The 13,969-nt window shown below is 60.9% G+C and carries 9 protein-coding genes, 1 pseudogene and 1 other annotated feature; of the genes and pseudogenes, 7 read left to right on the top strand and 3 right to left on the bottom strand.

The features are described 5' to 3' along the window. A pseudogene (locus tag QZ329_RS01805) lies at nt 1–435 on the top strand (CvpA family protein); the annotation flags it as partial. A 62-nt stretch (nt 436–497) separates the two neighbouring features. Here QZ329_RS01805 and QZ329_RS01810 read toward each other — a convergent pair. After that, entirely contained in the window at nt 498–1,337 is an 840-nt protein-coding gene (locus tag QZ329_RS01810) for a DegV family protein (RefSeq protein ID WP_295747705.1), read from the bottom strand. A gap of 228 nt (nt 1,338–1,565) precedes the next feature. Between QZ329_RS01810 and QZ329_RS01815 the strand changes: the two genes are divergently transcribed. The 6 genes from QZ329_RS01815 to QZ329_RS01840 all read left to right on the top strand — a co-directional run bounded on the left by QZ329_RS01815 (nt 1,566) and on the right by QZ329_RS01840 (nt 10,739). Continuing rightward, nucleotides 1,566–4,610: a hypothetical protein gene (locus tag QZ329_RS01815; protein WP_295747707.1), complete on the top strand. Its 3,045-nt coding sequence runs from the start codon at nt 1,566–1,568 to the stop codon at nt 4,608–4,610. A gap of 308 nt (nt 4,611–4,918) precedes the next feature. Beyond that, nucleotides 4,919–6,028 carry a KamA family radical SAM protein gene (locus QZ329_RS01820; RefSeq protein WP_295747709.1) on the top strand — a complete coding sequence of 370 codons (1,110 nt, stop codon included), beginning with the start codon at nt 4,919–4,921 and terminating at the stop codon, nt 6,026–6,028. Between the two features lie 201 nt (nt 6,029–6,229). Continuing rightward, nucleotides 6,230–6,369, top strand: a sequence feature (ribosomal protein L10 leader region). A 377-nt stretch (nt 6,370–6,746) separates the two neighbouring features. Then, nucleotides 6,747–7,226: a type II toxin-antitoxin system antitoxin SocA domain-containing protein gene (locus QZ329_RS01825; RefSeq protein WP_295747712.1), complete on the top strand. Its 480-nt coding sequence runs from the start codon at nt 6,747–6,749 to the stop codon at nt 7,224–7,226. 36 nt (nt 7,227–7,262) lie between these two features. After that, nucleotides 7,263–8,468 carry a hypothetical protein gene (locus QZ329_RS01830; protein ID WP_295747715.1) on the top strand — a complete coding sequence of 402 codons (1,206 nt, stop codon included), beginning with the start codon at nt 7,263–7,265 and terminating at the stop codon, nt 8,466–8,468. 223 nt (nt 8,469–8,691) lie between these two features. Beyond that, complete coding sequence (locus QZ329_RS01835) at nt 8,692–9,492, top strand: LytTR family DNA-binding domain-containing protein (protein WP_295747717.1); 801 nt, start codon at nt 8,692–8,694, stop codon at nt 9,490–9,492. Nucleotides 9,493–9,599: 107 nt separating this feature from the next. After that, entirely contained in the window at nt 9,600–10,739 is a 1,140-nt protein-coding gene (locus tag QZ329_RS01840; protein ID WP_295747719.1) for an S-layer homology domain-containing protein, read from the top strand. A gap of 57 nt (nt 10,740–10,796) precedes the next feature. On the opposite strand, the gene QZ329_RS01845 is transcribed toward QZ329_RS01840, so the two are convergent. Beyond that, a complete protein-coding gene (locus QZ329_RS01845; RefSeq protein ID WP_295747722.1) occupies nt 10,797–12,203 on the bottom strand; it encodes an aminopeptidase in 1,407 nt (468 codons plus the stop codon). Nucleotides 12,204–12,300: 97 nt separating this feature from the next. Then, entirely contained in the window at nt 12,301–13,962 is a 1,662-nt protein-coding gene (locus QZ329_RS01850) for an L-threonylcarbamoyladenylate synthase (RefSeq protein WP_295747725.1), read from the bottom strand. Nucleotides 13,963–13,969: the final 7 nt, after the last annotated feature.

Below are 13,969 nucleotides of genomic sequence, written 5' to 3' on the forward strand. Positions count from 1 at the left end.
CAGCCCACGTATTTCATGTCCCTGAAGGGCAACGACGGCCTTGTGAAAATGTACGCCATGGTCAATGTCCAGCAGTACCAGCTGGTGGAAACCGGACAGACGCTGGCGGAGTGCGAAAACAATTACCGTCAGGCCCTGGCCCACGCGGGCCTCATCGCCGCAGGAGAGCAGAGGCCCGCCGCCGGGGACGCCCAGGAGCAGGAGGGCATCGTGGCCGAAATCCGCAGCGCGGTCATCGGCGGCGACACCCACTTCTATGTTCGCATGGAGGACAGTCTGGGTTATCTGGACTTCAATACGGCGCAGGTGCCTCTGGCGGTGCTGCTGGACGTCCGGGATCATATCCGCTACACCTTCGTGCTGGAGAGTGCGGAATTCCCCGCCCACGGCATCGTTCCGGCCACGGGCTTCGAATACGTGGACTGGGATAACTGATTCCAAAGAAGTGAAGACCAATCTAAAACGGCGGGCCTTACGGCCCGCCGTTTCCCATTCATTCATTTTCTCAGAAGAACCAACCCCAGGGTATTGGGACCGCAGTGACAGAAGATGGTGCAGCCCGCCTTGGCCTCCAAAATCTCGCCAAAACGGCCGTCCTCCTGGATAATCTCCCGGGCGATGCCCGCCAGCTCGTCCCCCGGGCAGGTGTCCACCAGGAAAACGCGGCTGAAATCCAGGTCCGTCCGGTCCCGGATCCGCTCGCGAATGTAGTCCGCCACCACCTTGGCGATGTTCCCCCGGTACTTTTTCGTCACGGACATCCTGCCGTCGATGACCTCCACACAAGGATGGAATTTCAGCAGGTTCGCTCCCAGGGCCGTGACGGCGGAACAGCGCCCGCCCTTTTTCATATAGTCCAGCCGGTCCAGCACAAAGCTGGTCTCCAGTCTGGAAACCATGCCCTCCAGCAGCGCCAGAATCTCCGTGACGGACTTTCCCTTCCGGGCCTCGTCCGCCGCCGCCAGAACCATCATGCCATGGCCCACGGTCAGGTTCCCGGAGTCCACCACGTAAACCTCCGGCACCTCCTCCGCCGCAAGCTTGGCATTCTGGCAGCAGCAGGAAAAGCCGCTGCCGATGTTGATGTGGACAACAGCGTCGTACCGCTCCGCCAGCGCCCGGAAGACGTCCTCATAGTCCGCCGCGTTGACGGCGTTGGTGGTGGTGATCTCCCCGCCGGCGTCCACATGGGCGGCGATGTCCGCCGTGCGGATGTCCACCCCGTCGTGATACAGCTTTCCTCCCTTCACGATGCCAAGAGGGAACACAGTGATGTCATATTCCTCCAGCAGCCGTTCCGGCAGATCGCAGGTGCTGTCGGTGGTAATTTTAATCATGGGAACTCCTTCCAGGTCCGAGACCGCCGCCGGAGCGGGCGTTTCAGGCCATGTCCTCTCGAATTTCCGCCCAAGGCGGTGTTGCGCATATGTGGCTAGTATAGCACAGCCCCCCTGGGAAATCCATAGTGAAATCTGGCCAAATCGCTTTGGCTTATCTTTCCTGGCGATGTGCCGATAGTTTATATAGAGAAACCAAATCAGAGAATTGGAAGGAGGCGCGCTGAAATGGGCGAGCTGGCAATCCGCCGGAGCAGGGGCACCGCCCCCGCCCGGTATCAAGCGGTGGAAAAGGCGGAAAAACAGGCCGGCGCCGGACAAAGCACGGTCCGGACGACGGGATTCACCGTCTCGGAGACCTTGCAGCATCTGATGTCCCGGCTCAGCCAGGCGGAGAATCACACCCGGGAAAGTCACCGGACGCTCCAGACGGGAGAAGTCGTGCTGGCGGAGGTACAGGACAGCCTGGAGCGCATGGCGGAGCTGGCGCAAACCGCCGCCGGGGACGGAGCGCCTGACCGCGCCGCCCTTCAGGCGGAGCTGGAGCGGCTGCGGGACGGGATTGACCGGATGCTCCGTGCCGCCTCCAGCGGCGGCACGCCGCTGTTTCTGGATGGGGACGAGGGCGTGGACGCCGGGTCAGACGCCCTTTTGTACGCCATAGCGGGGGAATCCCCTCCGGACGGCGGGGGAACGCTTCCCGACTGGCTGACGAAAGGGCTCGCCCAAACCGCCCTGACGCCGGAGCGCCTCCTCGCGGCCCTGGGACTGGACAAAACCGCCAGCGGACAGGAGCTGCTGGCCGCCATCACAGGCCGCCTCCCGGGAGACAGCCCCGCCTTGAGCCGCCTGGCCGTCTTATATCTGGGCGCGGTCATTGCCTGCGGCGGCTCCGCCGGGGCAATCGACCCGGACCAGGCCATGGAGGGCCTGCGGCAGCTGCTGGAGACGATGGCCCAGGGCGTTTCGCCGGACGAGGCCCTGGAGACGCTGACAAACGGCGCGTTTACCAGCTTTCAGGACTTCCAGGAACAGTTCGGCAGCGGCACGGCTCCGGGGCTGGAGGACTTCCTCACCGGGCTGCTGCTGTCGGAGGGGGATTCCGTCCCGCTGCCCGGCGTATCCCTGTCCGTCCTTCTCGGGGAAATTGAGGATTTGAATCTGGACTTGATGACGGGACTTTTGACAGCTCTACAAAGCTCCGAAGTCCCGCCCGCGGAACCGGAGGCCGGCGCGGACGCCGGGGAGGGGACCGCCGCCCCCCAGGCCGCCGTCATGCAGCTGGAGCACGGACAGGCAACGGGCCGGGACCTCTCCGGCGTGCGCTTCGACCCCGCCTCCGGCGCATGGGAGATCGGCGGCACGGAGGATGTCTCCATCCTCGGAACCAGCCAGGGCGGACAGGCGCTTCTCCTCACCGGCTCCGGAACCGTCACGCTCCGGGATATGACCGTCACCACGCTGACCATTCGCGGCGACGTCCGGATATTCAGCGCGGGGGAACTTCTGATGGAAGAAGTCCGCCTGGAGCAGGGCGCTTCCCTCACCCTGGACGGTGGGGGAACCGTCCGGCTTGGCCGGGTTTACGCCGGGGAAGCCACCTCTCTGCGCCTCGCCGGAGGAACCATCGTGCTGGAGCCCCGAGCGGACGGCACGCCGGAGGAACTGGCGCTTCCCGTGATTTTGGACGGCCCCGCCTTTTTGCCGGCCAGAGCGGTCAGCGTTCAAACGCCGGAGGGCAAACCCCTCACCCCCCTCGACATCATCTGGAAGACCCTGCTCCCCGGCTGGAGCGCCGTCACCGCCATGTCAGTGGACGGAAAGCACGCCAGACCCGCCTTTCCGGGAGGCGTCCTCGCCGGCTCCGCCCGTCTGTGGCTGGAAAAGGGGAACCCCTCCCTTCACGGATATCCCATTCACACCGCCGTCATCCGGGGCCGGGACCGCTTTGGGCGGCCCAGAACCCGATACATTTACCTGCGCTGGGACCAGCCTGCGGAGTCCTTCCAGGAGATTTCCATGTACCCCAATCCCTTTACCGTCACCGGCGGCGAGCCGGAACAGGACTGGGTTTACGAGGAGGAGTCCCACACCCTTCACATCCTCACGGACCAGGTAACCGCCGTCGCCGGCGGCGCGGGAACAGACGCCAATCAGCTCCCCTTCAGCGGCAGAATCGCCCTGGCCGACGGCATCGGCGCCGTGGAGCTGTCTCTTGACGGCGTAAGCTGCCGGGTGTCCCAGGGCCGGGCCTTCCGCCTGGGGCGGGAAAACCAGGTGACGCTTCTGCTGCAAAGCGGAAGCAGCAACATCTTTGAAAGCGGTCCGGGCTGCGCGGGCATCTCCTTGGGAGACGGCGCCTCCCTGTGCATCGACCGGGGCCACCCCGCGGAAAACGGGAGAATCCCCGCCGGAACCCTGACGGCCTCCGGAAACGGCGGCGGCGCGGGCATCGGACGGGACAGCGGCGCGGGCCGGGACCGGCGCAGCCGCATTCTGATTCGCGGCGGCTTGATCACCGCCTCCGGAGCCGGCGGCGGCGCGGGTATCGGCGCGGGGAAGCATGGATTCATGGGCTCCATCACCATCTCCGGCGGAACAATCCGCTCCACCGGAGGAACCGGCGGCGGGGCCGGCATCGGCGGAGCCTTGGGCGCGCCGGCAGGAGATATCCGCATTCAGGGGGGAGCCATCTCCGCGGTGGCCGTCTACCACGCCGCCGCCATCGGCGCCGGTATCCAGGGGGCCTGCGGGGACATTCTCATCACTGGAACCGCCCGGATCGTCCAGGCACAGGGCGGGAACCCCGGCGCGGACATCGGAGCCTGCCTCTTCGGCGGCTGCGGGGAGGTTCGCGTCTCCGGAGCGGCGGACATCGGAAGCGCCGGACTCCGGACGCAGACCGGCGTCCCCCTGCAAATGGGAGAGGACACCGTCACCCTGCCCCGGTTCCGCCTCTCCTCCAAAGTTCTGCGGCTGGACACGCTGCGCGTGTCGGACCAGTCCTGCGCCCAGGCCGCCAAGGACATCGTCGAAGCGGACCGCCGCTGGGTGGCCCAGATTCAGGCCGCCTACGGCGCGCTGTACACCCGGCTGGAACAGAGCTTCAACGGTCTTTTCCGCGCCCAGAGGTATTTCGGAAATCCGGTGCGGGACCCCTCCGCCGCCGGGGTCCTGCTGGAGGACACCCGCCAGTCCATTCTCCCCGACGCCCAGGCTCTGCGCACCCATGGCCGGCGGGGCACGGAGGACCTGCGGCAGCTGCTGCGGTAGCGGCAGCTCCCTCCCGCCTGGTCCGAACCGGGACAAATTCACCGTTCTCGGCGGCTAGTACAAAATTGGGCTTGTATTTATTTCCATTTTCGGTTATAATAGATAAAAGTCCATTTTGCGGCAAGGGTCAAAGAACCTGCCGCAAGTCTCGGGAGGGCCGTCCGGCATATTATATGAACATCGTTTGAGAGGTCTTGTTTATTGAGATAAGAACAACGTTTATGTAAAGCGCGGGAGCCGGATGGTCAGGACCGGGCCCGCGCCTTTTCGCGCTTTTTTTACAATCTTTAGAAAGGTGGTAGCGGCATATGAGCTGGCAGAACGAATGGAGAGACGGATTCCGAACCGCAGAACAGCTGGCGCCCATCCTGGGATGGACGCCGGAGGAAACCGCCCGGTACAGCGAGGTCATCCGGCGGTATCCCATGCTGATTCCGCCCTATTACCTGTCCCTGGTGGACCCAACGAACCCGGAAGACCCCATTGCCCGGATGTGCGTTCCCTCCCTGGCCGAGCTGGAGGCCGGGGGTTCCCAGGACACCAGCGGCGAGGCGGACAACACCAAGATCGAGGGCTTGCAGCACAAATACGCCCAGACGGCCCTGCTGCTATCCACCAATCAGTGCGCCATGTACTGCCGCCACTGCTTCCGCAAGCGTATGGTGGGCCTCTCCGACGCGGAGCTGAACAAACGGGTGGATGAGGCGGTGGCCTACGTGTCGGAACACCGGGAGATCAACAACGTTCTGGTCTCCGGAGGCGACGCCTTTATGAATCCCAACCATATTCTGGAACGCTATCTCCGGGAACTCACCGCCATCGATCACCTGGACTTCATCCGCTTTGGCTCTCGGGTGCCGGTGACGCTGCCGGAGCGTATTTACGGCGACGAGGAATTCCTGGACCTGTTCGAAAAGTACGGAAAGCGGAAAGCCCTCTTCCTCGTCACCCACTTCAACCACCCCAGAGAGCTGACGGAGCAGGCGGCTCGGGCCATCCGGGCCATGATTGAGCGAGGCGTCCCCGTGCGGAACCAGACCGTTTTGACCCGGGGCGTCAACGACAGCGGCGAGATCTTGGCCGCTCTTCTCTCCGGCCTGACCCGGCTGGGAGTCATGCCCTACTACATCTTCCAGTGCCGCCCGGTCACCGGCGTCAAGGGCCGCTTCCAGGTTCCCCTGGCCGACGGCCTGCGGATTGTGGACGAGGCCAAGTCCCGCCTGAACGGCATCGGCAAGGCGGTGCGCTATGCCATGAGCCACCCCCGGGGCAAGATCGAGGTGGTTTGCCGGATGCCGGACGGGGAGACGCTGTTCAAATTCCACCAGAGCAAGTACGCGGAGGACAGCGCCCGGCCCTTCTCCGTCCGCCTGTCCCCCACGGACACCTGGCTGGACAAGGAGCTCCAGGGCGTATAAAATAGGAACGAGGGAGAATGTAAACGTGCGGCAGGGTTCAAGCCCTGCCGTGCGTTCGCGCGAAACGCCGAAGTCTTCCGCCCTGCGCCGCGGGGCCCTCACGTCCTCCGCCGCCCATGCCATTGCCGGCGTGGTGGAATTCACTGGAAAAAAACGGAGCCAAAAGCCCTTTGGGGGATTGACTTTTTCCGGAAGTCCCACTATAATAAATCCTGCCTTCCAAAGACAGCTGGTGGGGCTCCGCCCGTAAATCCCGCCGAGGACAGCAATCAGCATCCCCCATTTCTGCTGTTTTTCGTCTCCAATTGTCTTTGGACATGGAGACGTTTTTTATTTTGTCCGTCGGCAAAAAATGCATGAAAAATTCCTTTCCCTGCAAAACCGTTTTTCTCGCCCGGTCTGGTATATCTCCGGCGGACACGCATTCTAAGAGACGGCGGCGCGTAAAATAGCGTGGGGCCTCCTCACTCCAAAAGACCGTTTTCTATCCAGGCACCATCCGGAAAAACACGCTATATCTGGGGAAATTTATCTCCTTGAGCACCTCTTCTTTTTTCCGCTCTTGCCACAATTTTTAGAGTCCCGGCCCCGGAAATATATACGATTTTCACTTAGCCGCTTGCTAAACCGGCAAATTCGTGTTAGAATAGAGACAGGAGGAAGAACATGAATCGAAGAGAGGGTATTCCTGCAAAAAGGAGAGAGGAGGCGAACCGTTATGTGCTTTGCGATTGACGCGGCAATGGACATGGTCAACATGTCCATTGAGCTGGCGGAAAAAACGGAAGACTCGCGCTATTATATGGACTCTATGAAGCTTCACAAGCTTTTGTATTTGAGTCAATGCGCTATGCTGAAAACCCACAAGCGCAGTTTGTTCAGAGACAAAATCTGGGCCTGCCGCTGTGGTCCCTATGTGGACGGCATAAAGAGTATTCCCGCCAAACGCGGCTTTGGTCTGATTAAAGACCGCTTTTCCCGGGAGGCTGACGATTTCGTCCCCCCCTCTGTCGCGCGGAGAGATATTCTGAACCGCACATTAGAGGAATTTGGGAAAAAATCCACGGAGGAACTCATCCAGCTTACGAAGAATTCAACTCCGTACCTTAAGGCGAGGAGGGAATCCGCCCAGACCAAAGACCCCGAAATTACCCGAGAAAGCATGACAAACGACCGCTCCCTGCCGCAGGCCGGATAACGCCGCAGTTTTATAAAAAGGTAGGATAGAGAGAGAATGGATACGAATGCGCTCACGAGCTTGATGGGAGCCGCATGGCTGGATTTGAATGGAGAACCGTTTTCCACCATAGACCGTTTCCTCACCCTCAGCTATGAGATTTACGAAGGGCGCCAATCCCTGGCAGATCAAATTATCTGGAGCGACCTAAACAGCAATCATATTCAGGAAGAATTCGGGCGCAACTGCAGTCTCGCAAGCGATATGCTGGAGCGTTTGGAACACCGGGACGGCTCCTTGGAAGATACCGCTTCTTTCTCCGGCATTCAAGCCTTCCTGTCCAATGCGGAATTTCAGAATTTTTGCCGCCGGTCGCTGACAGAGCTCCAGGAAAAAGTCCGGCAGATGCTGAATGAAAAACCGGAGGAAACCCGCTCCATAGAGGCCCGCAGAATGGAGGCCGAACAGGAATCCTACGAAGATATACAGGAAGCGCTGAAGCAGTCAAAACAATACGCGGAAGCAGCCTACACCCTTCGGAAAAAAATGGCGCAGCTGAAGATCGAGACTGTGAACGCCCAGCACGCCGCCGAGGGCATTATTCCCAACATGCTCACTACGTTAGGCGTGTTCATCGCCATTGTGGTAGCGGTAGTGGGCTGCTATCTGAGCCTGATTTTCAACAAGCACCAAAACCCTGATTTCCCGACGCTGAATCTATCCGTGTGTCTGCTGATGGGGCACATTCTGCTGAATGTCATTTTCCTGCTGATGTATCTCATTTCCAAATTGACCAACTACACGCTGGCCTGTCACTGTCACTTCAGCCGTCAAATGGATTGCGGCTCGTGTCCCAATGCCTTCCGGCAGCATTGCCGGCTGCCGAATCGAATCTGGCTTCGTTATCCCTATGTCGTGCTTTTGAATCTGGTATTTTTCTCCGCGTATTTCATCCTGGGACTATGGTATTTTTTCTGCAGTTACCTGGGATGCCGGATCGACCAGTTCTTTTTGAACCACCACTTCCGGGTTTTTAGCGCCATGTTCCTCATGGCCGCGCTGTTCGTTGGTTTTCTCTTTGCCGCACTCGTTCTCATGTCCCGGAATTCCAAATTGAAGGCGGCGGCAGCGGCGGAGCCAAACGGCGGCAGCTCCACGGAGGAGGATCTGGAACTCCGCCGGCAGATTTCCGCGCTCAGCGATCGGGTGGAAATGGTGGAAGCCCTGTACGAGGGACGTAAGGACGCCGCTGTAAAACCCTGATTTCCCAAAACGGACGCAAGCGGGACGGTGCAGCCGCCCCGCTTTTCTCGTTCTCCCCCTTTTCCCGGCTTTCATTTTGCCCCTAATATAAAAAAATTCGCACTTGAAATAACATCTTCTTCCTTTTCTCTTGCGTTTTTCTCCATTTTGCTATATGCTATATGTAATATGCTAAAAATATAACAATCAGCGACGCCGTCATGTCATTAGGAGGGAGCGTGCGATGAAAGCGAAGCTGGAAGATACAGTGGAACTGACCCGCCAAATTACCAGAAGCTACTATGCCGGCGACCCGAAACCCTGGCTCTCTCACCTTTGCGCCAAGAGCATATGGATGGGTACCGGAGACCGTCTGATCATCGGCGGAGACGCCATTCGCTCTTATTTTCAAAATATTACCCCGCGTCTTCCGTGCTATCTCTATACGGAGGAATATCTCCCCCTGTCTCTCACGCCCCGCTGTTCCGCGGTGGTCTCTCAGCTGGACGTGGGTGTGCCCGGCAGGGAACGGGGGGAATTCTCCGCCATGAACACCTTCCTGTACCAGCTTATCGGCACGGAGACCAAATTGGTGCTGCTTCAGACTCATTTTAAATCCTGCCATCCCTCTCCGGAGGAGGAGAAGGCCCCGGTGATGGAACTGTCTGCCTATCAATTTATCCGGGACCTGCTGCTGGACGCGCGGCAGGAAAAGCGGCTGTCCATTCCATGCAGGAACACCTCCCTTTTCGTCCAGCCCCACATGATTCTCTACATCCAAAGCAAAAACCGGCGGACGGAGCTGTTCTGCGTGGACAAACTGATTCAGTGCGACCTGTCCATCAACGAGATCAACGCCATCCTGCCGGAGGACTTCTGTCCCATACACCGCTGCTACACGGTGAACACCCGGTATGTCATCTCCATCCGGCGCTATGAGGTCACGCTGATCACCGGAGAAATCCTCCCTGTTCCTTTCCACTCCTATATGCAGGTGAAATCCGACCTGGAGCGGAAAATTACCAATTGGAAAAGCACCTTTTAGCAAAGCGTTCTTTCATGCAAATTCTGGTTTTTTCAAAACAGGGCTTGTCAGACGAGGAAAAATATCTTAAAATAGGGCGTAGAATATTTGAAAGCGAGGTGCCCAAGATGAAACGAACTCTGGCCGTCCTGATCCTGTCTTTGTCCCTGCTTACGGGTTCGGTCTCCGCCTTCTCGGATGTGGACGAGGGACTGTATTACGCCGCGCCCATCGCTTGGGCTGTGGAGAGGGGCATCACCACCGGCACCACGGAGGATACCTTCTCCCCCGACGCGCTTTGCACGCAGGGGCAGATTCTCACCTTCCTATGGCGGGCCGCCGGCTCTCCCGAGGCGGAGACGGAAAACCCGGACACCTCCTCTTCCCTCAACCCGGACTTTCTGAAGGCCATCCGCTGGGCCTATGAGGCGGGCATTCTGGAGGGCAAAACCGCCTCTGGCGTTCTCTATTTCGACCCCTCCGCGCCCTGTGACCGGGGCACCGCCATGGGCTTCCTGTGGCGCTATGCCGGGTCCCCCGCCGCCAGCGCTCCCGGCGCTTTCACCGACGTATCCCCCAGCGCGGACTATGCCCAGGCCGTGGCCTGGGCCGTGGAGCAGGGCATTACCTCCGGCACTGCGGAGGCCACCTTCTCTCCCGGCGAGGCCTGCACCCGGGGGCAGATTGCCACATTCCTTTACCGCTGTCTGAACGAGACCGGCCAGCCGGAACATTTTCAGACGCCGGAAGAGGCGGATATTCCGCTGGAGCAGCCTTTCCAGGAGCCGGAGGAAGAAGCTCGCCCCCTGCGGACCCTCACCGGCCAGGGCAAGGCCTATTCCTTGGGACTGGACGGCAGTGAGTTCACCAGCGACGGCGTATATCCCGCAAGCGTCACAGTGGACATCTACTCCTCTTATGAGGCGGTCTTCACCGTCAAGGTTCCCTTCCCCCTCTTTCAGGCGTGCAGCTATTCCGTCCGGTTTGACGACCCGGAAAAACCCGGCGCGGGCTATATGTTCACCCGCCTTCGCTGGGACGAGGCTTTTGCCGACATCATCCCCTGGGAGGGCGAGCATCAGGATTACCGCTTCTCTGACACCAGCGGCGATCTGACGGAGCCCGTTTTCGAAGCGCAGGAGGAAGAGGACAACCGGATGGACGGCGTGGTCTCCTGGAGAATGAAATTTGCGGAGACAAAAGGCGGCTTTACCTATGAGCGGCTGGAAGACTATCAACTCAGCTGCGAGGTCAGCTACAATCTGTAAAGCAAAAAGAAGATGAAACGGGCTGTGCCGCACTGGCACAGCCCGTCTTGCTTCTGCTCAGTTTTCCGCCTGATAGACCGCCTTCATGCCTCGATAGGTCTCATAGCAGTCCAGCTTCGCCACCGTCTCGAAGGGGGCGTGCATGCTCAGCACCGGCACCCCGGCGTCCAGGGTGTTGATGTTCCGGTTGGCCATATACATGGCCACGGTGCCGCCGCCCCCGGCGTCCACCTTTCCAAGCTCGGAAATCTGCCAGATGACCCCCGCCCCGTCAAAGAGCCGCCGGACATAGGCCACAGTTTCCGCGTCAGCGTCGGAGGCCCCGGACTTCCCCCGGGCTCCCGTGTACTTGCAAAGGCCCACGCCATAGTTCAGCTGAGCGCCGTTGCGCTTATCAAAGACGTCGGCGAAATTGGGGTCGTAGGCCGCCGTCACATCGGCGCTGAGGCAGAAGGAGTTGGCGAAACAGGTCCGCAAAGTCGTGCCCTGGACGGCGCAGAGGTCCTCCACAAATGTGTCGAAGGCGCTGGACTGCATCCCCGTCACGCCGTCGGAGCCGATCTCCTCTTTGTCCGCCAGAATGCAGACGGCGGTCTTCACCGGCGTATCCTCCAAGTCCAGCAGGGCCCGCAGCGCGGCATAGGCGCAGACCCGGTCGTCATGGCCGTAAGCGCCGATGAGGGAGCGGTCCAGGCCGATGTCACAGGCCTTTACCGCCGGGACGGCCTCCAGCTCGGCAGAGGTCAAATCGTCTTCCACAATGCCGTACTTCTCATGAAGCAGCTGCATCACCGCCAGCTTCACCCTTCCGGATTCCTCCTCTCCGGGAAGGGGGCGGCTGCCCAAAAGCAGATTCAGCGTCTCGCCGGGGATGGCCTCCGCCAAAGGTTTTTTATTCTGGGCGGCTCCCAGGTGCGGCAGGAGGTCCGTGATGACCAGCCGGGGCTCTCCCTCATCCTCGCCGATACGGACCGTCACCTTCCTTCCGTCCTTCAGCGCCGCCACGCCGTGGAGGGCCAGGGGAATCGTCACCCACTGGTACTTGCGGATGCCGCCGTAATAGTGGGTCTTGAAATAGGCCAGCTCGCTGTCCTCGTAAAGGGGATTGGGCTTCAGGTCCAGACGGGGCGAGTCGATGTGGGCCGCCGCCAGCTGGATACCCTGGGCCATGGACTTCTGACCGATGTGGGCCAGCATGACCGCCTTACCCCGGTTGCAGACGTAGACCTTGTCTCCCGCCTTGACCTCCATGCCGGCGCTGTAAGGCCGGTAGCCCCTGGCCTCCGCCAGGCGGACGGCCTCGGCGGCGCAGAGCCGCTCTGTCTTGCCCGCGTCCAGAAACGCCTTATACCCGGCGCAGTACTCCTCCATGGCCGCCTTGCCGGCGTCGGAGAGAAGATCATAGCCATTCTTCTTACTGGACAGAAGCTGCTCTTTCAGCTCCTTGTACGGGGATTTTTCCATAAAATCCTGCCTCCTTATTGATGATGAAACAACATCGCAGTATGCGGACCTTCCCCTTTCGGGGAGGTCTTCGCGGCAAACGCACAGGGGGAAGCCTCTATCCGCGCCGCTTCTCCTCCATAATAGACTCCACCAGACGCTCGAAGAAGAGATGGGACTCCTTGCGGAACTCCTCTGGGGACTCAGTGGCGTTGTTCAGCTCGCAGTCGCACTTTCCCCGGTAGTACTCGTCCTGCTTCTGGGCGTTGATGCGCAGGCGGGCGTACTGCTCGGAGATGCCGTCCCTGGCCATAATGCGCTTCACCCGCAGCTCCGTGGGGGCCGTCACGGCTATCGTACGGTCGCAGAGGCGGTCCAGCCCGCTCTCAAAGAGATTCACGGCGTCCAGGGCGCAGAGTCCGTCGACGGACTCCACCAAACGCTCCAGCACCGGCACCAGGAAGCGGAACACAATGGCGTTGAGCTGGTCCAGGCGGTCCCGCTTGGCGAAAACCTCCTCCCCCAGCTTCCGGCGGTTCAGCTCCCCGGCGGCGTTGAATACACCGGGGAATTTCTCGTTGATGGCGTTTTTAAACTCGTCGCTGCCGTTGAGAATCTTGTGATACACCGCGTCACAGTCAATCACCGAGCCCCCCAGGTCCCGCAGGGCGTTCAGGGCGCTGGTCTTTCCCGCGCCGGTGCCGCCGGTGAGCCCCAGAATGACCCGCTTGCTGTCCGCGTCAATGACGTGGAAGCCCGCCGCCTTTTTCAGCCGGTTTCCGATGGCCAGCCCCAGGCCCCGGTTATCCGGGCACTGGGCGAAAATTTCCGTCACCTCGCTGCTGTCAAAGCTCCGCAGCGCCTCAAATACCCGCTGAGCCTGAAGAGTCTTGTCGCTGCTGGGTCCCAGGGAGCGGACCAGCTGCTTGGGAAAGAGGTGGGCGTACTCGTCGAAGCAGATGACGCCGGAAGTGGGCCCCACCCGCCGCTCGATCTCCTTGGCGGAGGCTAGGGGCGCGCCGGTGATCACCGTCACCGATGCCTTGGGCGCATAATGGCGGTATTTCATGCCCGGGGCGCCGGGACGCTCCTCCGGCCGCAGGGAGGACGTCACCGCCCGGTCCACATCAATGTGGCCGATCAGCTGCTCGATGTCCTCCACCGGCAGTCCGCCGGGCCGGAGAAGCCGGGGAGGCTCCCGAGTCAGGTCCAGTACGGTGGACTCCACCCCCACCATGCAGGGCCCTCCGTCCACGATCATGTCCACCCGGTCTCCCACGTCCTCCAACACGTCCTGGGCCGTGGTGCAGCTGGGGCGGCCGGAGGTGTTGGCGCTGGGGGCGGCGATGGCCATGCCCGCCTCCCGGATGATGGCCAGGGTGACGGGATGGTTGGGACAGCGGACGCCTACGGTGTCCAGTCCCGCTGTGGTCTCATCGGGAACGGTGGGCTGGCGCTTGAGCACCATGGTCAGAGGGCCCGGCCAGAACTTCCGCGCCAGGGTATAGGCCACCGGGGGGATATCCGCACAGTACCGGGGCAGCCACTGCGCTCCGGTGACATGAAGAATCAGGGGATTGTCCTGGGGCCGCCCCTTCACCTCAAAGATGCGCCGGACAGCAGCGGGATTGGTCCCGTCGGCCCCCAGGCCGTAAACCGTCTCTGTGGGGATGCCCACCAGACCCCCTTCCCGAAGGATTTTGGCCGCAGCGGAAATCTTGTCCTCGATCTCCTTCTGCTGTCCCTTAGTGTCCCGCAAGTCATAATAAATTGTCTGCATGTTCTTC

Origin of the sequence: uncultured Oscillibacter sp. (assembly GCF_910579365.1) — a bacterium.
Lineage (GTDB): Bacteria > Bacillota > Clostridia > Oscillospirales > Oscillospiraceae > Oscillibacter.